Annotated in this window: 24 protein-coding genes and 1 pseudogene; 16 read left to right on the top strand and 9 right to left on the bottom strand. The window is 46.7% G+C overall.

Annotated features, from left to right (window positions below; translation table 11 throughout):
* Positions 1-56: 56 nt before the first annotated feature.
* Both ASL14_RS08530 and ASL14_RS08525 read right to left on the bottom strand, forming a co-directional pair.
* Positions 57-536, bottom strand: a complete 480-nt coding sequence (locus tag ASL14_RS08530; RefSeq protein WP_134911242.1) for a hypothetical protein — start codon at positions 534-536, stop codon at positions 57-59.
* A gap of 89 nt (positions 537-625) precedes the next feature.
* Complete coding sequence (locus ASL14_RS08525) at positions 626-1,105, bottom strand: GAF domain-containing protein (protein WP_134911241.1); 480 nt, start codon at positions 1,103-1,105, stop codon at positions 626-628.
* A 224-nt stretch (positions 1,106-1,329) separates the two neighbouring features.
* On the opposite strand from ASL14_RS08525, the gene ASL14_RS27320 reads away from it, so the two are divergent.
* The 9 genes and pseudogenes from ASL14_RS27320 (at position 1,330) to ASL14_RS08485 (ending at position 11,385) form a co-directional block, all read left to right on the top strand.
* Positions 1,330-1,488 carry a hypothetical protein gene (locus ASL14_RS27320; RefSeq protein ID WP_187644921.1) on the top strand — a complete coding sequence of 53 codons (159 nt, stop codon included), beginning with the start codon at positions 1,330-1,332 and terminating at the stop codon, positions 1,486-1,488.
* 46 nt (positions 1,489-1,534) lie between these two features.
* Positions 1,535-1,840, top strand: coding sequence for a hypothetical protein (locus ASL14_RS08520; RefSeq protein WP_134911240.1), 306 nt, complete (start codon positions 1,535-1,537; stop codon positions 1,838-1,840).
* Between the two features lie 203 nt (positions 1,841-2,043).
* On the top strand, positions 2,044-2,640 hold the full coding sequence (locus ASL14_RS08515; protein WP_134911239.1) for a GNAT family N-acetyltransferase: 597 nt from the start codon (positions 2,044-2,046) through the stop codon (positions 2,638-2,640).
* Entirely contained in the window at positions 2,624-3,382 is a 759-nt protein-coding gene (locus tag ASL14_RS08510) for an energy-coupling factor transporter transmembrane component T family protein (protein WP_134911238.1), read from the top strand. Before ASL14_RS08515 ends, ASL14_RS08510 begins: the two co-directional genes overlap by 17 nt.
* A 125-nt stretch (positions 3,383-3,507) precedes the next feature.
* A complete protein-coding gene (locus ASL14_RS08505) occupies positions 3,508-4,095 on the top strand; it encodes an ECF transporter S component (protein WP_134911237.1) in 588 nt (195 codons plus the stop codon).
* A 56-nt stretch (positions 4,096-4,151) separates the two neighbouring features.
* A pseudogene (locus tag ASL14_RS29250) lies at positions 4,152-5,691 on the top strand (ABC transporter ATP-binding protein).
* Between the two features lie 171 nt (positions 5,692-5,862).
* A complete protein-coding gene (locus ASL14_RS08495; protein ID WP_134914475.1) occupies positions 5,863-7,377 on the top strand; it encodes an MDR family MFS transporter in 1,515 nt (504 codons plus the stop codon).
* A 749-nt stretch (positions 7,378-8,126) separates the two neighbouring features.
* Positions 8,127-9,626, top strand: a complete 1,500-nt coding sequence (locus ASL14_RS08490; protein WP_134911236.1) for a glycoside hydrolase family 68 protein — start codon at positions 8,127-8,129, stop codon at positions 9,624-9,626.
* A 202-nt stretch (positions 9,627-9,828) separates the two neighbouring features.
* Complete coding sequence (locus ASL14_RS08485; protein ID WP_134914473.1) at positions 9,829-11,385, top strand: glycoside hydrolase family 32 protein; 1,557 nt, start codon at positions 9,829-9,831, stop codon at positions 11,383-11,385.
* 174 nt (positions 11,386-11,559) lie between these two features.
* Here ASL14_RS08485 and ASL14_RS08480 read toward each other — a convergent pair whose 3' ends face one another.
* On the bottom strand, positions 11,560-12,024 hold the full coding sequence (locus tag ASL14_RS08480) for a MarR family winged helix-turn-helix transcriptional regulator (protein ID WP_014279758.1): 465 nt from the start codon (positions 12,022-12,024) through the stop codon (positions 11,560-11,562).
* A 290-nt stretch (positions 12,025-12,314) separates the two neighbouring features.
* Here ASL14_RS08480 and ASL14_RS08475 point away from each other — a divergent pair, with 290 nt between their 5' ends.
* Complete coding sequence (locus ASL14_RS08475) at positions 12,315-12,749, top strand: hypothetical protein (protein WP_134911235.1); 435 nt, start codon at positions 12,315-12,317, stop codon at positions 12,747-12,749.
* A gap of 104 nt (positions 12,750-12,853) precedes the next feature.
* On the opposite strand, the gene ASL14_RS08470 is transcribed toward ASL14_RS08475, so the two are convergent.
* The 3 genes from ASL14_RS08470 to ASL14_RS27920 all read right to left on the bottom strand — a co-directional run bounded on the left by ASL14_RS08470 (position 12,854) and on the right by ASL14_RS27920 (position 14,507).
* Positions 12,854-13,423, bottom strand: a complete 570-nt coding sequence (locus ASL14_RS08470; RefSeq protein WP_134911234.1) for a histidine phosphatase family protein — start codon at positions 13,421-13,423, stop codon at positions 12,854-12,856.
* 11 nt (positions 13,424-13,434) lie between these two features.
* On the bottom strand, positions 13,435-14,217 hold the full coding sequence (locus ASL14_RS08465; RefSeq protein ID WP_335338625.1) for a M4 family metallopeptidase: 783 nt from the start codon (positions 14,215-14,217) through the stop codon (positions 13,435-13,437).
* Positions 14,218-14,366: 149 nt separating this feature from the next.
* Positions 14,367-14,507, bottom strand: a complete 141-nt coding sequence (locus ASL14_RS27920; RefSeq protein ID WP_223264257.1) for a hypothetical protein — start codon at positions 14,505-14,507, stop codon at positions 14,367-14,369.
* A 201-nt stretch (positions 14,508-14,708) separates the two neighbouring features.
* Between ASL14_RS27920 and ASL14_RS08460 the strand changes: the two genes are divergently transcribed.
* Entirely contained in the window at positions 14,709-16,046 is a 1,338-nt protein-coding gene (locus ASL14_RS08460; RefSeq protein WP_134911233.1) for an amino acid permease, read from the top strand.
* A gap of 19 nt (positions 16,047-16,065) precedes the next feature.
* On the opposite strand, the gene ASL14_RS08455 is transcribed toward ASL14_RS08460, so the two are convergent.
* A complete protein-coding gene (locus tag ASL14_RS08455; protein WP_134911232.1) occupies positions 16,066-16,698 on the bottom strand; it encodes a LysE family transporter in 633 nt (210 codons plus the stop codon).
* A gap of 268 nt (positions 16,699-16,966) precedes the next feature.
* On the opposite strand from ASL14_RS08455, the gene ASL14_RS08450 reads away from it, so the two are divergent.
* Both ASL14_RS08450 and ASL14_RS08445 read left to right on the top strand, forming a co-directional pair.
* The gene (locus ASL14_RS08450; protein ID WP_237171623.1) at positions 16,967-17,476 is read left to right on the top strand and encodes a TIGR00366 family protein; all 510 of its coding nucleotides are present in this window, start codon (positions 16,967-16,969) and stop codon (positions 17,474-17,476) included.
* 5 nt (positions 17,477-17,481) lie between these two features.
* A complete protein-coding gene (locus ASL14_RS08445; RefSeq protein WP_134914471.1) occupies positions 17,482-19,152 on the top strand; it encodes a ribonuclease J in 1,671 nt (556 codons plus the stop codon).
* 211 nt (positions 19,153-19,363) lie between these two features.
* On the opposite strand, the gene ASL14_RS08440 is transcribed toward ASL14_RS08445, so the two are convergent.
* Entirely contained in the window at positions 19,364-20,629 is a 1,266-nt protein-coding gene (locus ASL14_RS08440; RefSeq protein ID WP_134911231.1) for a BaiN/RdsA family NAD(P)/FAD-dependent oxidoreductase, read from the bottom strand.
* A gap of 392 nt (positions 20,630-21,021) precedes the next feature.
* Here ASL14_RS08440 and ASL14_RS08435 point away from each other — a divergent pair, with 392 nt between their 5' ends.
* The 3 genes from ASL14_RS08435 (at position 21,022) to nadE (ending at position 24,249) form a co-directional block, all read left to right on the top strand.
* The gene (locus ASL14_RS08435; protein ID WP_134911230.1) at positions 21,022-22,761 is read left to right on the top strand and encodes a two-component system sensor histidine kinase NtrB; all 1,740 of its coding nucleotides are present in this window, start codon (positions 21,022-21,024) and stop codon (positions 22,759-22,761) included.
* Between the two features lie 141 nt (positions 22,762-22,902).
* Complete coding sequence (locus ASL14_RS08430) at positions 22,903-23,337, top strand: BrxA/BrxB family bacilliredoxin (protein ID WP_134911229.1); 435 nt, start codon at positions 22,903-22,905, stop codon at positions 23,335-23,337.
* Between the two features lie 102 nt (positions 23,338-23,439).
* Positions 23,440-24,249, top strand: coding sequence for an NAD(+) synthase (gene nadE, locus ASL14_RS08425; protein ID WP_134911228.1), 810 nt, complete (start codon positions 23,440-23,442; stop codon positions 24,247-24,249).
* Between the two features lie 84 nt (positions 24,250-24,333).
* Here the strand turns inward: nadE and ASL14_RS08420 are convergent, their stop codons facing one another.
* Positions 24,334-25,161 (bottom strand): alpha/beta hydrolase family protein, encoded by an 828-nt coding sequence (locus ASL14_RS08420; RefSeq protein ID WP_134911227.1) that lies wholly within the window; start codon positions 25,159-25,161, stop codon positions 24,334-24,336.
* Positions 25,162-25,305 lie beyond the last annotated feature (144 nt).

Here is a 25,305-nt window from a genome sequence, read left to right as displayed (position 1 = left end):
GAACAACAACCCAATCCGATGGCCTGCTGTTCACCCTTTTTGTGTGTAAAGCAGCTTTACATGCTGCTATGTGTCGCTCTCATGCCTTGCTGACTGTTGTTTCCGTACTGCTGCATGCTACCACTGCTTGCATAATGCTGCCCAGCCGTACCCATGTGTTGCGGAAAGCTTTGGCTCATGTGGCTTCCCGTACCATAGGAGGATGGCTGCATACTGCGGGAGGCGTAATTATCGCCAAATCCGGGCTGAGTCATTTGGCTGCTGGAGCGGATAGTGTTTTCCAACTGACTACACAATTGAATGACTTGTTGGTATTGCTCCATAGCTTGTTGGTGGTGCTGGATTGCGGTTTGGATCGTTTGAGCTGCATTACGTTCACGTTGCACCAGGTTTTCAAGACTGGATGCATTTTGTTGCTCCTGTTGCAGCAACTGTTGATACATCGTTGTCCCTTGCTGTGTTTGTTGAACCAGTTGCTGCATAATTTGTTCACATTGACGAAGCTGCTGTTGTGGAGCCATGGTGTTGTTGTACATTGTCATTAATCTCCTTCACCGGATGGTTTCGGGTTCCAGACCCTTATATATTGTGGCGAAGGAAGACGATGATTATACGCGGATTTTGATTACAAACTGGCTACCAGAATAGCCGTAAATTCCTCTAGGAATACACGATCTTCGTGGTCAAAGCGGGCTTTTAGCGGGCTGTCAATGTCCAGCACTCCCAGCAGTTCACCGTTCTTGATGAGGGGGATGACGATTTCGCTGTTGGAAGCCGCGTCACAGGCGATATGGCCCGGAAACGCATGGACATCTTCTACGACAAGGGTCCGTCGCTCCACTGCGGCTGTACCGCATACACCGCGTCCCAGCGGAATTCGTATACACGCGGGCTGGCCCTGAAATGGACCGAGTACAAGCTCGGTTCCATCATAGAGATAGAAGCCGCTCCAGTTAATATCCGGTAGAAAATGACCAAGCAACGCAGAAGCGTTCGCCAGGTTTGCAATAGTATTGGGTTCATCATGAATGAGTGCCCGGAGTTGCCCGAGAACCGATTCAAATTGTTCGTGACGTGTGCCTTCATAAGGAATAGCCTGAAACATGTAGTCCACGCTCCTATCAGTGAAATTTTTTACCATTATCTGTTGTATATGTGGGCAGAAAAAGGTAATTCTGCAAGCTACTTTTACCATTGGTTAATTAATTTAAGATATAACGATTGTATATATTCAGTCAAGAGGAAAATACATCTGTAACCTTTTCAGCGACCTCCGTACTCTAATCTTTGTACAGCGTAATTTCAGGAGAAGAACAGGAGTCGTCAGGTATGAAAAAGGTACATAGTGCAATCAGCTCAGCGGTGGTGACCAGTCTGATTCTGACGGCAGTCGTACATTTTATGAAAAGTGGATCGCCTTCGCTGCTTGGTTTCTACAATTCAAAAGGGTTGCCACTCATTTGTTTCCGGCTTGTTTCCTATGGGTAAAAACAATATAACGATGTTGGCCTTAAGCCGGGAAGGAGCTACAACCATGCATGCAGATGTTCAAAATTTGTTTATCCGTATACAGATGCTTTCCTATGCACATCAAAACGATTTGACGGTGAGAGATATTCAACCTGTACTCGAAGAACGCGGGTACCGCGTAGGAGAACGTGAGGTCAAGCAGGAGCTGGAGAACCTGACGCAGGAAAACTTCCTGACCCCGCATGAAGATTTGTTCAGCATTACCGGTGCAGGGATCGAGGAATTGAAGGAAATTCAGTCGATGCTGGGCGTATTGTACAAGGATGTTGTGAAGAAACAGGCCCGTGCCGCTTCCCGCGCCTCCTCCTAAAGTGGCATTGGAATGCAGAGTATAGTCAACATTCATGTCTGCCTAACTACTTGGAAATGAGCGGCTCAAAACATACCCTCCTTTTCTCATGGATGCCGGATCGGCGCATTTGTGGAGCAGGGGGGTGTTTGCGTTTGTTGGAGGGGTATGCTTAAATGTAGCGTATATTTATTGTCACTTTGATGCTGGAAGGATGATTGAACATGTGCGCATATGCATGTAAGGGGCATATACCACCGCTGGAAAGCCCGCGTCTTCGGCTCCGAAAGATGGAAACCGGGGATGCGGCTACGATGTTTGCCTGCTGGTCTGATCCGGAGGTTCACCGTTATATGAACCTGACGGGGATGTCCGGACGTGAGGATGCGGAGGATATGATCGAGTTGTTGAATGAGCTGGCGAGGACCGAGGATGCGTTGCGCTGGGGCATAGAGCTGAAGGAGGACGGGAAGCTGATCGGCAGCTGTGGCTTTAATTATTGGCAGACCGAGGGAGCCTATAAAGCCGAAATCGGCTACGAGCTAGCTACGCCCTATTGGAGAAAGGGCTATATGTCGGAGGCGCTGCGGCTGGTGTTGTCTTTCGGGTATGACACGATTCGGCTGAATCGGATGGAGGCGCTAGTGGACCCGCGAAATACGGGATCGCAAGCTCTATTGTCCTCTATGGGCTGGACGCAGGAAGGGCTGTTACGGCAAGTGCAGCATACGTCTACAGGCTTTAAGGATATGCTGATGTACTCCTTGCTACATGAAGAATGGCTCAGACTGGAGGCAAAGCGAAATGCTGTTTCAGTATAACGGAGGGGCGTCCCCGCTGCACAGGCTGGGGCCATTAAGTAAACTGATTCTGGTGGGATGCTTTAGCCTGCTGTCGATGGCATGGGATTCAACACTGCATGAAGCGGCACTGCTGGTTGTATTGATCGTTGCAGCTTGGTTTGGGGCAGGCATAACGTTGGCACGTCAGCTTCGGGCCATGTCATTTCTGATTGGTCTGGGTATTCCGTATTTTATATTATCTATTCTGGCGATTCGGGAAGGACATATCGTGGCAGCCTGGGGGCCGATTTGGATTACAGCGGAAGGACTGGATATCGCAGGGGCGTTGACGCTTCGCATTTTTGTGCTGTTTTTGGCCTCGTATATTTATTTGTCGACAACCGATCCCAGAGATTTTGTACAGGCTTTAAATCTGCGTTTGCGTGTTCCTTATCGGTTTGCGTTCGGTATTTCTGTGGCGCTGACGTTTCTCCCCTTATTGGAAGAGGAAGGACGTACTATAATGGCGGCACGGCGTGTGCGTGGACAGGAACCGCCGCGAGGGCTGCGGAACCGGCTATTATGGTGGGGCGGGTATGTCGGTGCTATGCTGGTGAATGCCGTGAGGCGAGTTCAGCAGACGGCGCTGGCGATGGAGGGCAAAGGCTTTGGTGCTTATGCTGATCGTACCTATCTCCGTTCGCTGGAGAAGGGGCGCTCCGGTTATGTATGTGCTGTGGTTGCTGTATTAGGTACTGTTGTTTTATGGTGGAGCTTATAGGGAGCAGCCTCTTTTTTCGATCTCATTGTCAACCATATAAATAAATTTAGGTTGACAATGAGAGCTTGTATGAATACATTTAGAACGTGCTCGTTTATATTTGGAGAGGAGATAGGGAATTACATATGAAGGAATCTCGTATTTTTGCAAAGTTTACGACGCTGGATATCGTATTGATGGCGATGCTGGCAACGCTGAATGGAGTCATGACGGTTTATTTGTCGATGATTAACAAAACATTAAACAGTCTGGGAGGGCCTATCGCGACTTCCTCCATTGTCGGGCTGTACATGATATATGGTTTGCTGGCCTATTATATTATTCGTAAGCCGGGAACGGCGGTAATTGCCTATTCATTTGGCGCAGTGGTGCAGTCCTTTATGGGTTCAGTCTACGGAATCGCATCTATCATCGCGGCTGCGGTCTGCTATATGATTGTCGCTGAACTGGTATTTGCTGTACTGCGCTATCGACGCTGGAATGCCGTTTCGCTGATGCTGGCAGGCGGGGCTATGGTGCCGTTATGGTTTATCGTGGCAGCCAATATGTTCGGATATATGCATTGGGGGTGGAAGGTGCTGACGATTGCACTGGTCGTGCGCATCCTGAGCGGTATCGTATTGTGCGGTCTGCTTACTAAGTTGTTGGGCGATGCATTGAATCGGACAGGACTGTTAAAACGTTTTGAGCTGGGGCGCGCTTCACGTACATAGCACTTGCCATGGCGAGATTGTATTCTTCAAGAACAGGGATAGAGGGTATTTCGGTTATGAATGAACATAGCGATAATGGTTCTGGATGTAAAATAGCTGTGTCCATGAAGGATTTTGGCTATCGATATGATGATCAGGAGGAACACGCGTTACATGGCTTGACGCTGGATATTGCGGTAGGTGAGCATGTTGCGATTGTCGGGGCCAGCGGAAGTGGAAAATCTACGCTGTGCCAGCTTCTCCACGGCGGATTGTCCCGCTCCGGTGAAGGAGAACGGGTTGGGGAGCTGATCGTGTACGGGATGGACCCGGACACGGCTGACCTGGCTGCTGTCGCCTCCACCGTCGGCGTCGTGCTTCAGGACCCGGATGCCCAACTGGTGCAGGGAATCGTCGAAGACGAGATTGCCTTCGGGCCGGAGAACTTGCGCGTGCCTCCGGCGGAAATAGCGCAGCGCCTGACGGCTGCGCTGGAGGCCGTCGGCCTTGCCTCCGAGCGCGGCTCCTTCGTGCGCCGCCTCTCGGGAGGCCAGCGCCAACGCACCGCTATCGCTGCGGTGCTGGCGCTGGAAGCGCCGCTCGTCGTGTTCGACGACGCAGCGGCGCAACTGGACCCGCCGGCCCAAAGCGACTTCGCCCTGCTATGCCGGCGGCTCCATGCCGCAGGCCGGACGGTGGTCACCGTGTCCGGCCGCATGGACGATGCCGCGCGTGCAGCGCAACGCGTCATCGTGCTGGAGGGCGGGGCTGTGCAGTTGCAAGGCCCGCCCGACAAGCTGCTGCGCGAGCATGGCGCGCAGCTTGCCGCCTTGGGGCTGCTGCCCTCTCCCGCAGGGAGGGGAGGCGTGCCCCAAGGGCCGGGGGCGAAGCCCGGTCTGCCGTTGTTGGAGGTGAAGGGGCTGACCTTCACCTATCCCGGCAGTGGCCGGGCAGCACTGGCAGGCGTGAGCCTTGCCCTTGCCCCCGGCGAACGAGCCGTCCTGCTGGGCGAGAACGGCTCCGGCAAAACAACGCTCGGCAAGCTGCTGATGGGCCTCCTGCCTGCACCTAAGGGGTGCATGTGGTGGGAGGGTCAGGATATGGCGAAGCTGCCGATCCATCAACTGGCCGCCGGGATCGGCTACGTGTTCCAGCAGCCGGAGCATCAGTTTGCGGCTACAACGGTATGGGACGAATGCTTGTACAGCGTCCGCGTCAAGCTTGGATTACGGGCTGGGGAGGCGATTCCTGCTGCGTATGAGGAACGGGCGCAGCGGTTGCTGACAGCCGCCCGACTGGATCACAGGCTGAATGCCTCTCCGTACCTGCTGAGTGGCGGTGAAAAAAGGCTCTTAAGCTTAGCCGCGCAGTTCATTCTGCCCAAAAAGCTTTACATTCTGGATGAGCCTACTGGCGGAACGGATTATGAAGGAGCGAACATCCTGCTTCGCATGTGCGCTGAACAAGCGGACCAGGGAGCAGCCTTTCTGATCATCACCCACGATATGCAGTTCGCTGAAAGCTTTTCCAGCCATATGCTGTACATGGAAAAGGGGCAGATTAAGGAAGCGGAAAGTGCCGGGGATTTATCATACGATTACAGTTGACAAAATTTAAGTATATGTAGACAATAATATATATACATCGTATAAAACAGGCGGCCTATATAGGCCGCCTGTTTACGATTATGCAGTGCGGGTAATACCAATCCTGTGCAGTCGAATTGCACAGGTGCAGCCAGTTTACACAAGGAAAGGATTTGTGATTTGCTTGGGAAAAGATAAACCCATAAAGCGCGGGCTCGTGCTGACCGGTGTTCTGTTGGCCACCTTTCTGGCCGCGATTGAGGGAACCGTCATCGGTCCTGCCGGACCGACTATTGTTAGTGAACTGGGCAGCGTGAATTTGCTCAGCTGGATTTTTACGGCCTATTTGCTGACGATGGCTGTAACTACACCTATTTTCGGCAAGCTTAGCGATTTATTTGGTCGCAAACCGATTTTTCTGATCGGCTGTTCATTGTTTATACTCGGTTCTTTGCTTTGTATGCTGGCTGGTAGTATGGAGCAGCTTATTTTGTACCGGGCTATTCAAGGGATTGGAGCGGGCGGCGTGATTCCCGTTACCTTTACCATTATCGGAGATATATACAAAATGGAGGAACGCGGAAAAGTTCAGGGAATGATCAGCTCGGTATGGGGGATTTCTTCCCTGATCGGGCCTTTGCTGGGCGGTTACGTGGTCACTTATTTTGGCTGGGAATGGATTTTCGGTTTTAACGTCCCTTTTGGACTGCTTGCAATGTTCTTCATCGCTCGTTACCTGCGGGAGCAGGTAGCCAAGCGTACCGCGCGCATCGACGTACCGGGAGCTGTTACCTTTACCATTGGAATGACGGCCCTTTTGCTCGTATTGGCACTGGGCGGACAATATATCGGTTGGGCTTCTCCTGAACTGCTGGCCTTGGCAGCCGTTGCTATTTTATTCCTGATTCTGTTTTTGGTTATCGAAAAACGCGCTCAGGAACCGATGGTGCCCCTAAAGCTGTTTCGGATACGGGATATCGCTTTTTCCTGTGCCGCAGCACTGCTGGTCAGTTCTCTGCTGATCGGGCTGACCAGCTACCTGCCACTTTGGATTCAGGGCGTACACGGTGGAGATGCCGCTTCATCCGGTCTGGCGCTGGCTCCGATGTCAGTAGGATGGCTGTTCGGCTCCATGATCGGGGGACGCATTTTGCTGACTTTGGGTTCGCGTCGAACCTCATTAGTCGGACTGACCCTGATTGTACTGGGTGCTTTCGTGATGACCCTAATGGGCGAAACGGCGCCAATCTGGCTGCTGTTCCTATCCACATTATTGTATGGATTGGGCTTTGGTTTCTCCATGACTGTGTTTACCATTATTGCCCAGTCTTCGGTCGGGTTCCAGTTGCGTGGTGCATCTACAGCATTGAATACGTTCCTGCGAACATTGGGGCAAACCATTGGTGTGGCAGCCTTCGGTTCATGGCTGAATTATCGCATTGCTGCCCAGACAGCAGATGGACAGCTTACACAGCAGGGGGTTACGCAGGAGGATATTAACGGCTTGCTTGCACCTCATGCCTCACAAAGTTTGAGTGACAAAACCGCTGGCTTGCTCCGTTCCGTGCTGGAAAACAGTCTGCATTCCCTGTTCATCATCATGGTCGTTATTGCAGTCATTAGTTGGTTTGTCGTCCTCGGGTTGCGGAACCGTCCACCGGGTACGGAGGAAGAAGCAAGCAAGCCTGCAAAGGCAGCACAGGGAGGAACTGCATAGGAATAAAGGAATCGTAGATCGTTTCCTTGTTACATGTGGTGCTTACCAACAGAATGTTTATTGCTTGTATAGCGGTATGAAAATACAGAATATATAGGAAAATAGCGGTAGCTTGGGACAGGGAAATAGCGTCCAGAGCTACTGCTATTTTTTGGAATCCCCCCCCTAATCACAGGCTTTTTTCGAGAAATCCGAGGGGTGGTGGCGATGGGAAGCAACATCCGACTGCGTAGTGGCACCATAGGTAACTTTTAAGTTCAGTTTATATAGTTGGGCTAATGAGCATCAAAGGTGTATTTTTTATGTCAGAAATACTGTATGTGAATAATTACATAAGTAAATTAATGGTAGAATAGTCTTATTACATATGTATCTAATATTTTTCTCAAAAATTAAAGGGGCCCTAAAGTACCATTTTTCTGAATTCGTTTGCAAATGGATTTTTTGATGAATGTTTCTGAATGATTTTGAAGGAAAATAAAGCGACCTACCTAGCAAAATTGAATATGCAAAAAAAGCAAGGAACGAACTTATTTAAATGTAAATGAAATGAAAGAAATGGTATTTTCAGAAAATAAATAGGAAAATATGAGGATAGAGTTTCGACGTATCTCCTTCTTTTAGCCTTGAATAAAAGGGGATATCTAGTCTATATCAATCGTTTGACATACAATATAAAATGGCCCTACCAACCAAAAAGTTGGGTTTCTAATCTAGAAAGCATAATTAGAATAAGGGAGATGGAGTACTTGAAGTTTAACAACTTGTTCAGAAAAGCAGCTACCGTAACAGTAGCAACTACCTTGCTGTTAGGGGGCGGCTTTCAAGCTTTTGCGAAGGAAAAAGACAGTGGTGATCTCGAGGATGACAGCAGATTTACTCAAATCACGCGTCATGATATGCTGAACATTTTCAAACAGCAGGGCAAGGAAAAATTCGAAGTTCCATCCTTTGATGCATCTTCCATCAAAAATATTCCTTCGGCAAAAGGCCGCGACGGGTCGGGCAAGCTCATTGATTTTGATGTGTGGGATACTTGGCCGTTACAAAATGCCGATGGCACGATAGCTAATTACAAGGGGTACAATATTGTGTTTGGATTGGCAGGCGATCCTAAAAGAGCAGAGGATACGTTTATTTATCTGTTCTATCAAAAAGCAGGCAACACCTCGTTGGAAGGCTGGAAAAATGCCGGAAGAGTATTTAAGGATAACGATAAAATCCTAGCCAATGATGCGATTCTGAAAAATCAGGCGGAGGAATGGTCCGGTTCTGCTACTTTAACATCGGATGGAGAAGTGCGTTTATTCTATACCAGCAGACAGCCTTATGAGCCGGAAAACAAACTGTACGGCAAGCAAACCTTGGCTACGGCCCAAGTCAATCTCTCTCAACCCGATGATGAAACCCTGAAAGTGAATGGTATAGAGGACCTCAAATCGATTTATGATGCTGGAGACGGGAAAATTTACCAGAATGTCCTGCAAAGCGTGGGAGTAAACCTGGATAATCACACATTCAGGGACCCTCACTACATTGAAGATCAAGGGAAGAAATATATCATATTTGAAGCAAATACCGGTACAGAGACGGGTTATCAGGGAGAGGATTCCCTTCATAAATCTGCGTATTATGGCGGGAATAACGAATTTTTCACCAAAGAGCTACAAAATCTGCTGCAAAGTCCTAAAAAAAATGGGGCCGAAGTGGCGAACGGTGCTCTGGGAATCGTGGAATTAAATAATGACTATACATTGAAAAAAGTTATGGACCCGCTAATTGCATCCAATCTGGTAACAGATGAGATTGAGCGTGCTAATGTTTTCAAAATGAACGGTTTGTGGTATATGTTTACAAGCACCAGAGGTTCTAAAGTTACCGTTGATGCCGTTGGAGACGACGATATTTACATGCTGGGTTACGTATCGACTTCTTTGACAGGGCCTTATAAGCCCCTGAATGGAACCGGTCTCGTTCTTCACCAAAATCTGGATCGTGATGATATTACCTGGACGTATGCCCATTTTGCTATTCCGCAAGGCAAAGGAAATAACGTTGTGGTAACCAGCTATATGACGAACCGTGGACTGTTCCCGGATCACAAATCCACTTTTGCGCCAAGCTTCCTGCTGAACATTAAAGGCACCAAAACTTCTGTTGTGAAGAACAGAATTCTGGAACAAGGGCAAATCACAATTGATCCAACGGACGATAAGGAAGTACCACCATATGACTATGGAAAGAAATAAGTAAGTATTCCGGTGGGACGATATCGGGGACTGAGACTGAGATACATACGTCTCTGAGTAACTTGGTGAATTAAGGGTTACCTTGATTCACCGAGCCGTCCCATACCGGACGATACATATCGTGCAATGAGAGGATGGGAACCGACCATTCCCGCATGCTCGTCAGACTATCCAGACAAAGAGAGTGGGGAGGATCGTCATGATGAAAAACATAGCTTCTAAGAGCATTTGGATACGATCCATCGTGGTCATCGTGGGCCTGAGTATATTAATAGCCATCGGCTGGAGCCTTTATCACCCGGCTAAAAGTGAAAGTCTAGAAACACAGAAGAGGCCAACCTACCGGGCTTCCTATCATTTTACCGTTCCGGATAAGTGGAAGAATGATCCTCAACGTCCCATTTATTTCGATGGAAAATATCATTATTACTATTTATATAATCGTGACTATCCCAAAAAGAACGGTACAGAATGGCGACATGCCACATCAACCGACCTGGTTCATTGGAAAGATGAAGGGGTGGCGATTCCCAAATATACGAACCCGAATGGAGATCCTTGGTCCGGTTCAGTCGTGATCGACGATAATAACACCGCAGGTTTTGGAAAAGGCACGCTGGTAGCCATTGTGACACAGCCCTCCGCAGATGGAGGAAAGCAGGAACAATTTTTGTGGTACAGTACGGACAAAGGCAAGACGTTTACTTCTTACCGCAACAAGCCTGTGATGTCCAACCCCGGTACAAAGGACTTCAGAGATCCCAAAATCATCCGAGATATTCAACGTAATCAATGGATGATGGTCATGGCGGAAGGAACGAAGATTGGCTTTTACGAGTCTGATAATTTAAAGGATTGGCGTTATACAAGCGGCTTTCAAACGGAAAATATCGGGCTTGTGGAATGTCCTGACCTTTACCAGATGCGGGCGGATGATGGAAGCTATCAATGGATTCTGGGCGTGAGCGCAAATAGCAAATCGACAGGTGGACCCAACACGTATGCCTACTGGACGGGAGATTTTAATGGAGAAGCATTTCTCCCTGATCGCAGTGAGCCTGAGTGGCTGGATTATGGCTTTGACTGGTATGGTGCAGTTACGTTCGAGGATGGGAAAGACAAAGATAAATACAGTCACCGTTATGCTCTGGCCTGGATGAACAATTGGGATTATGCCAATAACACGCCTACCCTGAAGGAAGGCTTTAATGGAATGGATTCGATTGTTCGTCAAATTCGGTTGAAGCATACAGCAGATGCCGGATATCGCTTGGTTTCACAGCCGGTAAAAGCTTTGGAGCAATTCCAAACCTCAACGGAATCATTTGGACAGATCAAGGTAGAGGGTGCTCACCCGCTTCCGGTAGCAGGCGATGCCTATCAGTTAGAGGCGGATGTATCTTGGTCAATGATCAAAAATGCGGGATTCAGGCTTCGAGAGTCAGCGGACGGCAAGCGTCATGTGGATGTCGGTGTTTCGGTGGATGGGCAATACTCTTACGTAAATAGAGCCAACACCGGGCAGCCGGATCAGAGTGGAAAATATATAGAGAGCAGGGCGCCTTTTGATGCCACTAAGAAAAACGTCCACCTGAAAATTCTCGTCGATAAAACCAGCATTGAAGTCTTTGTAGATGACGGAGAAGTAGCGTATTCCAGTTTAATATTCCCGCGATTAGAGGATCAGGGAATTACTCTTTTTACCGATGGCGGCCCGGCTATGTTTAACAATGTAGTGGTCAAACATTTTAGTCGTTAGCAGGTACTTATGATGCTCGTAAGCTTGGGCATATTTCGCTCCATTCAGGTATATAAAAAGTCCACCCATGAATATAAGGGTGGACTTTTCTGGTGTAAATCTAATTTTCGTTTAGCACAGCTATAAGATTGTTCGTTTATTCACAAACTATCATTTGCTAAACTACTATTCATTCTATTTATGATAAGGTGACAGGTTATCAGCGCTACGGCCCAATTTTTTGAGCAAGCCGATGAGTTGATCTCTTTCGGTTTCACTGATTCCGCTAAAGGCACGTTCAATCTGACGTGTATAATCAGGATAAATTTCGTCCATGACACGTTGTCCTTCGTCCGTCAATTCTGCATATATAATCCGACGATCCTGGTCGCACGGGTGACGGTGCAAATAACCGCGGCTCTCCAGCTTGTCAATAACATAGGTGACATTTCCACTTTGCAGTAGCAGCTTTGCTCCAATTTGCTGGATCGGCTGCGCGCCCTTGTGATATAAAACTTCCATCACGGCAAAGGCCGTTGGGTTAAAGCCCACCGTTTTGATGCCAGCAACCGCATGTTCATTTACACTTTTGAATGACTTGCCAAACACGCTATACAAATGCATGGATTGCTGTGTCACCAATGTTCGGTAATCTATCATCTTCATTCCGCCTTTATGTATGGATTTGGGCATCCTTTGACCGCTCGGCTTGGATGACCGGGCAACCATACCCTTGTTACTAGCATAAAGGGATTTACGTAGCGAAAACATGCGATTTGTCACAGTAGCTGCTTTTTTAACTATTTAATTTCAAAGCTTTAAAGTAAATTTTTGAAAAATAAAGGTTTTGAATGTAAAAATACTGTTCCGGTTGGTTATATTAAAAATAACATACCTAACCTAATGAACCCCAATTAACAAAATAAGCTACTTCAGAGGAGATGAAACACATGGATACGGGTTCTTTCCGTTTTCAATTTCGTGATCCGCAGCAAGCCGCCCAAGCCTGTGAGACATTAAAGGAAATTGGATACTCTGCCAGCACAAATGGTGACACAGGTCTCAGTGTTCATATTGAGAACCAGGATGTGCTGTCTGCATTGGAGATTTGCCAAGCCTATGAAGGAAGTATGATTGAGGCAGGGACTCTTTTCTCTAGACCGGATGCAATTCCCGATCTGCAAGGAAATGTCGGTGTACAAAATCCAGGTTATAGCCCAGAGGACTGGATTATCCCAGCGCACACGATCAACGAGGATTGGAGTGAAGCGTATAAAAACGGTTCCTCTCGAACGTACAGCAACACAACGGAGGAGCACAACGTCAGCTCTGATCAACAACTGGAAGACGAAGTGGATGGATTTTCTGGAAGCATCCATATTTAGCTTTTGATTTCAGTCCTAAAGTTTAGGCTTTTCTTGAAATGGAGAAGCGCCTTTCAAACCACTATTTATGGTTCAAGGCGCTTTTCCTTATATGTTGGATTGTTTTAATTATTCCAGATATGCTTCACCTGAACACCATCATATATTATATCTACTAGATATACATCGGGATGAGTAATCTCATTGAATTCCTTGTAACCGATGTTTTTGTTATATTGCTGTAATAGCAACGTCATCGTCAATCGATGAGTAACTAGAATAATGGGTTGGTTAATTAGGTTTGAATTAATATTGTGAAGCACTGGTTTAATGCGTTCAATTACATCATAGTTCGATTCACCATTAGGGAAGAACAATGTAATATCATCAAACTGTTTCTTTAGTTCATTAGATAATTCTTCCTTATGCAACGCCCCGATATCTCCCAAATTCCGTTCTTTTAACCCACTTTCCTGCCTAAAATCCTTATTCAGAACATTAGCAATTTCTTCGGCAGTTTGAATAGCACGCATATAAGGGCTTGATATAATTTGAAGTTCTCTTCCTGCAAGACGTTGTCGCAGGAAGGCAGCGACCTGTTTTGCCTCTAGGCATCCTTCTTCAGTCAAAGGATCATCGGGGAGATTCCCCTTAGCAAGTCCATGGCGAACGACATATATTTGTTTAGGTTTCATAAAATGGCCTCTTAGGCGTGTACCAATGAGGTAATACCTACTTCCTCAAAGGCGCTTTTTACAGAATCAATTGTTTTTGCTGGCAATTTTCCTTTCTCAACCAACGCTTCTGCTGCTTTTAGAATGGCTTTGAAGGCTTCAAGGAAAGTAGCCCTTGGATGAATATTCTCACGATCATGCCAAGCGGTATACCAAAGAAAGGCAGCTGCATCTGTGCCAATGTCCATCGCTACATGGAAGAACGCTTTATTGGGAATACCGCTGTAAATGTGTACTCCACCATTATCCTTACTTAACGGTAATTTTTTATAATCTCTCATATGGTCAGGCTGATCGTCAATTTCACTAGCAGTTCCAGGTGTTTTCATGGAGCGGAGCGCTTTTCCCGGCCAAGCTGGTCCCACAATTTCATCCCCGATTAGCCAATCTGCCGTTTGGGCGTTTTGTCCTTTGACATACTGCTGTACAGCAGTACCGATCACATCGGAAAAGTGCTCATTCAGTGCACCCGATTGACGCTCATAAATAAGCTCATTGACAGATTGAGTCACACCGTGAGCAAATTCATGAGCGACAACATCAATGCTACGTGCCAAATTGATAAACGTTCGACCGTCGCCGTCGCCTAAGGCAAGTTGGTCACCAACCCAAAAAGCATTATTCAATCCCTTTTCTGAAGGATCATCGTTAAAGTGAACGTTACATATTACATCCATACCTTGACCATCTATCGAGTTCCGGTCTAGCTTATTTTTGAAATACTCAAGAGTCTTGCCGCAAAAGTCATAAGTGATATTGACAACTTCATCTTGGGCAGGAAGGTCACCTTCTTTACGTTCCAGCTTTCTTTTAAAGTTGGGCGTGTTTTCGCTATTGTAAATAAAACGTTTGGATTGATCGGAGACATTGGCTAGAAAAGAGTTACTTTCTATTCTGTTTTTTTTTATTTCCTCGATTTTTTTTCGATTTTTTCTGTTTGTACCAGCGTTCTCCTTGCGTCTTCATTACCTCTTTCTGCTAATTTTTCAAGTAGATATTTCGGGATAAATCCATCTTTATGCTCATGGTAATGATGTTCGCTCATGCGTAATACCTCCGTTTAATGTGATTGAAGTGTTTCGAAAGGTATTGTGCACCATATTTTAAATTAATAATAAGTTAATTAATTACTCAATATCATTTTTTTAGATAAAGAAGACTCATTCACATGAAATATATTGGAGAGGGCAATCTAAAGAATGGGGAGAGATCTGTCCCAAAATTCAGGATTAGGGTGATTTTTTAAATGGACAAATCGTCAGATATGCAAAAAGAAAAAAAACTAAAATGGTGGCAACTTAGCTTGTTAGGAGTTGCAGGTACTATCGGTACAGGATATTTTCTAGGGTCCGGCTTAGCGATTTCAATTGGCGGTCCAGCCGTACTGATTGCATATTTTTTGGCAGCAGTGGGAACGTATATAGTGTTTGATGCTCTTTCGCGAATGACGGCAGATCATCCTGAACAGGGTTCTTTCCGTTCCTATGCCCAAAAAGCATTTGGGAGTTGGGCAGGATTCGGCAGTGGCTGGGTATATTGGTTCTCGGAACTACTTATTAATGGGAGCCAGTTAACCGCGCTGTCTATATTCTCACGCTTCTGGTTTCCTCAGGTACCGATGTGGATCTTTGCGGCAGGCTTCGGGATTTTAGGGCTTGTGATTGTTTTTTTTGGTAATAAGGGTTTTGATCGAGTTGAAAATGTACTGGCCATCATTAAGATGGCAGCTATTGTTATGTTTCTGGTCTTGGCCGTTGCTCTTTTGGCAGGCTGGATCGGAGGAGGAAAATATAATCCAAAGTTCCCCATCAGTTACAAAGAATTTTTTCCAACTGGGGGCATGGGATTGTGGTCATCTTTTATTTTTGCCTTTTATGCATACGGAGGTATTGAAGTGCTCGGAATTATGTCTAATCGGCTTCAGAAACCGGAGGATGCACCCAAAGCAGGAAAAGTGATGCTGATGACGCTGGTTGTAGTGTATGTGCTTTCGATTGGTCTGGCTGTGTCTATGGTGCCATTAAGTGCCTTTAACCCGAAAGAGAGTCCTTTTGTGCTTGCGCTCAGCAGCGATCATCTGGTTTTTGTGCCTCATTTATTTAATGGAGTGCTTATTATTGCAGGGTTCTCAACAATGACAGCATCTCTATATGCAGAGACATCTATGATGCTTACGCTTGCACAGGAAGGAGATGCGCCCAAATTGTTTTCACGGAAGTGGAAGGGCAAATATCCTCTTTATGCACTTAGTTTAATCTCCGTTGGATTAATCTCAGCCATCGTAATGTCGTTGCTGCTACCGGGAAAAGTATATGAATATATCACTACAGCAGCGGGTTTAATGCTGTTGTATAATTGGTGCTTTATTTTGCTGTCTTCAGGTAAGCTACTGGAATCGAGCAGATCAAACAATATTAAACGTTGGATTGGATTGTTGTTGATAGCTATGGCCGTGGTCGGATCATTTTTTCATAAACTTAGCCGCCCGGGGGTCTACATCAGCTTACTGCTTGTTTTGTTAATTGCAATATGTGACCTCATTGTACAATGGGTTCGCCGAAAGCATACGAAGGCGTCTCGGTAATTTTCCAAGAAACCAAGAGTCAGCGGAAAAAGAGTAATTGAAATGCTTGTACACCAAAATAAAAGCCAAAACCGATAAGAGATAATCCGGACATCCAAGAGATGGTTTTAAGCAATCCGGTTTTTAGAAACCTCCGGAAAATACTTGAAGCGGCTGCCATGGTCACATCCCAGAGTAACACGCCTAATACAATCGCTCCGCTAAAGATCAATAGCTGTTGTACTGGATATGTATTAGCGACGTTTGCGAGTATGGATCCGTAAATGCCAAGCCAGAAAAGGATGGAGAGAGGATTGAATAATGACATCAGGAAGCCCGCTAGAAATGAGTTGGTTAGGGTATTACCATTTCCCCTTAATTCAGACTCTGAAATCACACCTGCATTTTTGATACTTTCAATACCTGTATACACAAGTACGAAAAAACCAAACATCCATAAAAAAGCTTTGACAAACGGGGCATTAAGAAGGTGGATCATTCCCAAATAGACAAGCAGCATATAGATTATATCTGCGGTTATTGCCCCAAGCCCGATAAACCAAGCATGCCAAAACCCATTCTTAATACCTCGATCCAACTGTGCAGCATTAATCGGTCCAATGGGGGCCGAAAGTGACAGACCAAGAAAAATATAACTGATAAATGTATTAATGGTGTTTTCCTCCTTGATTTTTTATTGGATGTTATGTATTTGTCTATTTTAGTTTATTCGGACAAACCCATGGGTAAGACCAATTTTTTGCGTATATTGTAGGAGTAGCCTCGTTATGACCAAACACTCAATAAATTAAATCCCAATAGGAGCTCTAATTCTTCCACAAAAGGATTAGAGCTTTTTTAATGACTTGTTATAAAAAAAGTATCTACGCTGTAGTGATCATAGGTCTCGCCGCGGAATTCTGATCATCGCCGAGCAGGGTATGATCATCGATACCGTATTGAATTCACTCGCAAACATCCTGGAAGGATTGCCAAGTTATTTGTTCACTACTATTATGTTGCTTGCGCATAATATCATTACTTTCCTAGTACCCTCTTCTTCGGGGGAAGCTGCACTAACCATGCCTGTACTTGCACCGCTTGGCGATCTTGTAGACATTAATCGTGAAGCCGTAGTCACAGCGTATCAATTCGGTAACGGGTTAACCAATCTCATTTCACCGACGGGTGGCGTACTGCTGGCAGAATTGGCCATTGCCCAGATCAGCTTTGGACAGTGGCTAAAGGTAATCTTCAAGCTATTCCCGATTCTGTGGCTAGTTGCTGTTATTTTTGCTGCTTTTCGGCTGCGGTGGGTATCTAATAAATCAAGCACAGAACCCCTGTCTTTTAGAGACAAGGGTTTTTTTGTTCACTTCTTTCCCTGTATGGTGCATAAGTTTGCGGGGAAAATGAATAATATGGATAGCATTTTCCTAAGGAGGAAATAAACTTGATGCTTGCTGATAATAGATTACTCATTGCTGCTCTAGGCGGTGTTAATGAAATCGGGAAAAACATGTATTTCATCCAATACGATCAGGATATTGTCGTTATCGATTGTGGCTCCAAGTTTCCTGATGAAAATTTGCCTGGTATTGACCTCATTGTGCCCGATGTCACCTATCTGCTGGAAAATCAGGATAAAGTCAGAGCGCTCATTGTAACTCATGGTCATGAGGATCACATCGGGGGTATTCCTTATTTACTGAAGCAGATCAACATTCCCGTATTCGGGACAAAGCTCACCATCGAATTAATTAAGATTAAGCTAAAGGAACACAACCTTTTACGTGATGCTGAGCTTCATCTTATAGATGCGGATTCAACCGTTCAAGCGGGAACGATTCAGGCATCCTTTTTCACCACGGTCCACAGTATCCCGGATTGCCTGGGTGTCTTTTTTCAGACACCGGAAGGAAATGTGGTCCATACCGGCGATTTCAAATTCGATATGTCCCCCGTAAGCGGACCTTTTCCGGATCTTCATCGAATGGCTGAAATAGGAAAGAAGGGGGTAAAAGTGCTGCTCTCTGAAAGTACAAATGCGGAAAGGCCAGGATTTACCCCTTCAGAACGTTTGGTTGGCGGGCATATTCTAGATGCATTTGCCAGAGCCAAGCAGCAGGTATTTATCTCCACGTTCGCTTCTAATGTGAACCGTGTCCAACAAGTCATTGACGCGGCTGTGGAAACAGGTCGCAAACTGGTTTTACTCGGACGCAGTATGATAAATGTGGTATCGGTGGCTAAGGAGCTGGGCTTCTTGCATATGCCTGAGGATTTGCTGATTGAGCCGGGGGAAACAGAGCGGTTTCCCGCAGAAGAAATTGCTATTTTATGTACAGGAAGTCAGGGTGAGCCGATGGCTGCACTGTCCCGACTAGCCAATTCCTTGCATCCCAGAATCGAAATTTTGCCTGGTGATACGGTCATCATTGCTGCGGGAGCCATACCGGGGAATGAGCGAAACCTTTCCCAGGTCATTGACAACTTGTATGTGCTGGGTGCCCAGGTTATTTATGGATCAGGCAGCTCCACAGGGATGCACGTATCCGGTCATGGCAGCCAGGAAGAGTTAAAATTAATGATGACCCTGATGAAACCCGAGTATTTGATTCCCATACACGGTGAATTCAGGATGTTGTATCAGCATCGTCAGCTAGCGGAGTCTGTGGGGATACCGATGGAGAATGTATTTATCGTCCATAACGGTGACACTATTCAAATTGAAGAGGGAAGGGCATCCCTGGGGCCCAAAGTACCAGCCGGCAATAGCTTGGTAGACGGGTTGGTAACAGGGGACGTAGGTAATATTGTACTGCGAGACCGTAAAAAGCTTTCTTCAGACGGAATGCTGATTATTGTGATGACGTTGAGCAAAAACGAGAAGCAAATGCTCGCAACACCAGAGGTCATTTCAAGAGGCTTTGTATATGTTAAGGATTCCGAAGAGCTCATGCGTCAGATCCACGACACGATTATGTCCACAGTGAACGAGTTAACAGAAATCGAAATGAGTCAGTGGGGACTGATTAAGCAGATGTTAAAAGATGATGTTGGTCGGTTTATTTACGGTCAGACGAAGAGAAGACCCATGATTTTACCTATCATTATTGAGGTTTAAGAAAATGGCATAGATTTTGGTCGTTACGCCTTCAATTAAAAAAAGACTTAAATCAGTAATACGAATGATTTAAGTCTTTTTTTAATCTCCTTTTCCTACCTCCCCCAAAAAACGAGGATGTGGTGGCGGTATGCAGCGAAGCGGAGGATTTGAATCTGGAGAAGCGACAGCGATTGTAAGATCAAAGCCTACGCGTAGCGTCTCCACACTCCTAAAGAATTTCGTTTAAAGCCGCCTGTGTTCCCGCCGTATGCCCCGTGGTAAACGCCGCCGTAATATTATAGCCGCCCGTATACCCGTGAATATCCAAAATCTCGCCGCAGAAAAACAATCCCGGCATCAGCTTGGACTCCATCGTTTTCGGATTAATTTCCTTCAAATTTACACCGCCTCCGGTAACGAACGCCTCCTTCAGAGAGAGCGTACCGTTCACCCGAATCGGAAATGCCTTGATTCGATGGGCTAACTCCTGCCATTGCTGCTTTGGAATATGATCGTACGTTAAATCCTCACGCAGCTCGGTTTGCTGGAGCAGCAGCGGAATCAGGCGTTCCGGCAAATAAGGCTTGAGTACGTTTTTAATTGCTTTTTTGGCATCTGCTGCCGCCAGCTCCAGTGTTTCACGGTAGACTTCATCGGCATGCTTATGAGGCTGCAAATCCAGAGTCAGCAGTACCGTGCTGGTCTTATCCTTTTTCATCCCTTTAACGACAAACTGGCTGCATCGCAAGGCGGAGGGACCAGACAGGCCAAAGTGTGTAAAAATCATGTCTCCCTCGTGGACGACGACCTTTTTTTGCTTCGCATTCCACACGGTCAGGCTGATGTTGCGCAAGGATAGCCCCTGTAGCTCTTTCGTCTGAATAAAGGTCTCACCTGATGTCAGCGGTACCTCCGTTGGATACAGCTCGGTAATCGTATGTCCTGCTTGCTCGGCCCATGCGTAGCCGTCACCTTCCGAGCCTGTATGCGGAACAGATTTGCCGCCGACCGCGACAATAACGTTGCGGCTGCGAAGGGTTTCACCGGAACGCAGTCTTACCCCGGCAGTGTGGCCTTCTTTGTAAAGAACCTCCTGTACGGGACTTCCTGTCCGAATGTCCACTCCTTGAGAACGTACCTTGTTTACCAAAGCATCGACAACCGTTTTGGCCTTATCCGTCACGGGAAACATACGCCCGTTGTCTTCTTCCTTTAAGGCTATTCCCAGTTGTTCAAAAAAGGCGATGATGTCCCGGTTGCCAAAGGCAGCCAGCGCACTGTGCAGAAAACGGCCATTGCCGGGGATGTGCCGAATCAGCTCGTCCAGCTCTTTTGCATTCGTGACGTTGCAGCGCCCTCCACCGGAAATACCCAGCTTTCGTCCGAGTTTATTTCCCTTTTCCAGTAAAAGCACCTTGGCGCTCTCACCGCTGGCTGCCGCAGCGGCCATTAATCCGGCTGAGCCGCCTCCGATCACAATAACGTCGTATTTCATGAACCTCTTCCTTTTTGTAGAAAAATTTTTCGAAAACCCAAAATGGAGTAACAGGATTTTCATCATATCGTAATACCGTTATCTTAGATACACATTATCGCAGTATTTTTGTATAAAGATATAGCATACCACAATCTTGGGTATTCGATTTCATTTGCTCTAGAATGCAATATATAGATGAATAAAATTATCTCAGTCCATATATAGATAGTAGAAGCCATCATCTCGATTTTTCCAGAAAATACGTAAAGCCGTCATCTTCATATCTATCTGGTGTTTCGCAGAATTTGTCGTTCTATACCGGGATTTTAACACATATATTGTAATATATTGTAGCCTGTGCTTTAATTCAACTAACGGCGTCAAGGAAAGATGATGAGGGGGAGAAGTCCTTGTTAATTGCGTTGAAGGAAAGTGTGCTTCAAGTTCTCCTTGCCGTGATGTCGGCGGGTTTTTTCTCTATATTAACGGATTGTGGGGATAAGAAAAAGGTTTGGGGTGGCAATCTGCTTCCCGGATCTAATCAAGGGATCCTTTATTTGTGTTGCTTGCCGGCCATACTGCTATGTTCGCTCTTTCAATATCAGTCTCCTTATGGCCTGCCTTCCAACCTGGGAATTATCCCCCTCGCTGTTGGCATCATGTACGGCAGACGGCGCACCGCATTTGTTCTTGCCGCTTCTGCGCTGGTCAGTGTTCTGATTATAGCGCAGTCTACGGCAATGTCGCCAATGTATGTGGGTACGGGTTTTATTCTTTTTCCTTTTATGCTGCTGCACGTCAAGTTCTTTCAAAGAGGAACATTGTTGGACAAAAAACTTCTGATTTCTGCCTATGTTGCAGCTGATATGCTGTTTAAGGCGTTATTCCCACTACTGTGGGGCAAACAGGATGTTTGGGTATATGTTCCTGATCTCCTTACGACGCTTTGGAACATTGCAGTAGGTGTGCTGGCAAGCTTTATGGTCGTCAGTCTGATGCAAAATGCCTTCGAGAAGATAGCGTTACGGCGGGATGTGACCGAGTTTACGAGCAAATATTTAATTGAAGCCGATAAGCTGCGTCAAGTTATGGATCTGATGCCGTTAGCTCTGGTCACTCTGGACAGCGAAGAACGGGTTATACATATGAACAAAACGATGCTGGAACTCTATCGGGACGTCGATCCGTTTATTACGCTCCCTGAGGTGGTGGGTCGTCCATTGACATCGCTGTTTGGTTTTAGCACTGCACCAGTGGTCAATGAGCGGGTTGCGAGGGCTCTTGAAGGGGAGGCGGGTGCTGATTTTATAAATGTGTCTCCCAAAGTGTTTTTCTCAAGCTTCCTTCCCATTCGTGATAAACATGCAAGCAAAACGACAGGTGTCATTATCGCCTTGCAGGACATTACAGAGCTGGAGACACTGCGCAGCGAACTGGGTAATTTCGAGAGGCTTAGTCTGGTCGGACAGATGGCGGCAGGCATTACTCATGAAATACGCAATCCAATGGCGGTTGTGCGCGGATTTTTACAGCTCATGCGCGAAAAGAGTCCCGACTCCCTCGGTCATTACTACCGTATTGTGATGGAGGAGCTGGATCGGGCGAACGGAATTATTAACGATTTCCTGTCACTTGCCCAGAACCGAATTGTCGAGAAGGAGCAATGCCATCTTCATGACATTATTCGTGAACTCACTCCTCTGTTGTGGGCAGATGCCAACCTGAGAGGACAGACGATTGAACTGAAGCTGGAGGAGCATATCACTATGCTACATTTGAACCCTAAGGAAATGAAGCAATTGCTGCTTAATCTGTCGCGTAATGCGATGGAGGCTATGGGGGATAAAGGCGTGCTGACGATTTCGACTCATGAAGAGGGCGATTTTGTGGAGCTGGAAGTGAAGGATACGGGTCCCGGTATTCCGCAAAATCAGCTTGAAAAGCTGTTCCAGCCTTTTTACACGACCAAAACGAAAGGGACAGGTCTGGGCCTGGCCTTATGCCAAAGCATTGTGGAACGTCATCACGGTACCATTGCCGTAGATTCGGTGGAAGGAATGGGAACGCAGTTTAGGGTTCGATTGCGCAGAACTATTCCTGCTTACAGGGAACATTCTGAATCCCCTTCCATGAATTCCATACAGAAATAATTGTACAAATATATGTCTGGATTTTTGCAAACTGCGTGAAAAAGATTGTATAATAAAGATTAGATGTCCATGTCTTTAACACGGCAGAGGCTGAAATTAGCAATGTAATATACATGATTTTTCGAAAAGGAGTGAACGAATATGTCAATGTCTTTTGATCAATATATGAAAGATTCTGTTCAGCCGATGCGCGATGAACTGACAAGTCTCGGAATTCAGGAGCTGCGTACTCTGGAAGATGTGGAGGCCAAGCTGCCTGATGCCAAAGGTACAGTGCTGGTCGTTGTGAACTCGGTATGCGGTTGTGCCGCAGGTCAATGCCGACCGGGGGTAGCCGAAGCGCTGAAGCATGATATTACACCGGATCACCTGTACACGGTTTTTGCTGGTCAGGATAAGGAAGCAACCGCGAAGGCACGCGAATTTTTCGCACCGTATCCTCCATCTTCTCCTTCGATCGCGCTGTTGAAAGACGGCGAACTGGTTCACTTCATCGAGCGTCATCAGGTGGAGGATCGTTCGGCAGATCAAATCGCTGCTGATTTGACCAGTGCATTTGACCGTTTTTGCCGGTAAAACTGCTCAAGCTATGCCCCCGCATTTTTCGCTTGCGAAACTTGCCGGGGCTTTTGCATGTTGGCTTGTGAAGGAAATTCCTAAAAAAGAGGTGCTTATCTGATGAGTTTGCAGGAACAGATTATTGCTGAATTGGGAGTACAGCCTACCATTAACGTAGAGGCTGAGGTCCGCAAGCGTGTGGATTTCCTCAAGACGTATGTCACGAAAACGGGAAGCAAGGGTTTGTTGATCGCCATCAGCGGCGGGATCGACAGTGCCGTAGCGGCTGCCTTGTGCAGGCAGGCAACGGACGAGCTGACGCAGGAGCAAGGTGAAGAGTACAAAACGCTTGGAGTATTCCAGCCGTATGGCAAGCAGGAAGATATCGAGCACAGCTACGCAGTAGCCAAAGCGTTCAACCTGAAATTTGCCGGGGAAACGAACATTCAGGAAGCGGTGGACACGATTGCTGTGGAAGTAGAGCGTTCGTTGAAGGATATCGGTCTTGAGCGTTCCATTACTCCGCAGGTGAGAGGGAATGTGAAGGCGAGAACACGTATGGTGGTTCAATACACGCTTGCGAATGAGCTGAATCTGCTCGTTGTGGGCACAGATCATGCCTCGGAAGCCATCACAGGCTTTTATACCAAATGGGGCGATGGTGCCGTTGATATTACGCCGCTCAGCACGCTGAACAAACGTCAGGTGCGTTTGCTGGCGAGTTACCTGGGAGTTCCGCAGGCCATTCTGGACAAAGCCCCTACAGCGGGATTGTGGGAAGGCCAGACGGATGAAAAGGAACTGGGTATCTCTTACGAAGCGAACAGCGACTATTTGGAAGGCAAGGAAATTGACCCGGCGGCACGTGAAAAGCTGGAAAGCTTCTTCACACGCACAGCGCATAAGCGGACAAGCATTCCAGGCATTTAAACAGCGAACAATTATGGAATTGTAAAATAATAATGCGGCGATCCGCCCGGCGGATCGCCGTTTATTTTGGCGACAGGTTGTAGCTTAATTAGTGATCCATTCAATAAAGCGGCGGGTTTCGGTAATCGCCTGATCCAGCGGAAGACTGCTTCCCTGGAACGGATGAACGGTATTGAAGGTATGATTGCCCCCTTGAATTTGCACCCATTCAATATCAGGACGAACCGAGGTAAGCAGGGCAGAGCCTTCACGCAGGCGTTTGGAATCATCGGTACCCTGAATGAGTACGGCAGGCAGTTGGCTGTCTTTAAGCCTGTCCACGATGGCAAAGCGCTGGCGATTTTGCTCCATATCTTCCAAAATAACAAGGTCCAGCGGAAGCTGCTGTCCGGTTCTGGCGTTTTGCACGTAGCTGCGTCCCTTGGTCCGCATTTCTTCTTTTTGTGGCAAGGTGAACAGGTCCAGGTCAGTTACGCCATTCCATGAAATGACGCCGGATATCTCGCCGGGATGATCCAGACCGTATATGAAGCAGCTTCCCGCGCCACGACTGTGTCCTAACAGAAACAACGGCAGCTCTCTGAACTCGTGGCGTGCTCGCAGATTTGTCAGCAATACGTCCAAGTCCTCTTGTTCCCGGCTGTAGGTATTCCGTGCAAACTTTTCCAGCTCGGTAAAATTCGTCAGATCCTCACCTATGCCATTATGTGAAAAGTTGAAGGTTACGACATGATTGTCTATGCTCAAGGCTTCTGCTATATAGGGGAACATGCCCCAATCCTTAAAGCCCTTATAGCCATGAGCGATGACGAGCAAGCTTTTGGCTGTATTTTTGGCGGGAAACCAGGAAGCCCGGATTACCGCATCTGTTCCTGCTTCCGTACCTGCTTCAATAACGAGTGATTCTGACATCCTATCCTTCCTTTCTACGGGAATTTTTAATAGGCATATAAGCTAAATCAACATGCGCATATAGCCTCTCTTATTTTAACATATTTTGGTGCTGCTTTTACGGCTTTGTGACTCGCCATGTTGTGGACACGCTGTTACAATAGG

This window comes from Paenibacillus sp. IHB B 3084 (assembly GCF_001447315.1).
Taxonomy (GTDB): domain Bacteria; phylum Bacillota; class Bacilli; order Paenibacillales; family Paenibacillaceae; genus Paenibacillus.
Note: the sequence above shows the minus strand (reverse complement) of the source record. Positions and strands in the feature narration are given on the sequence as shown.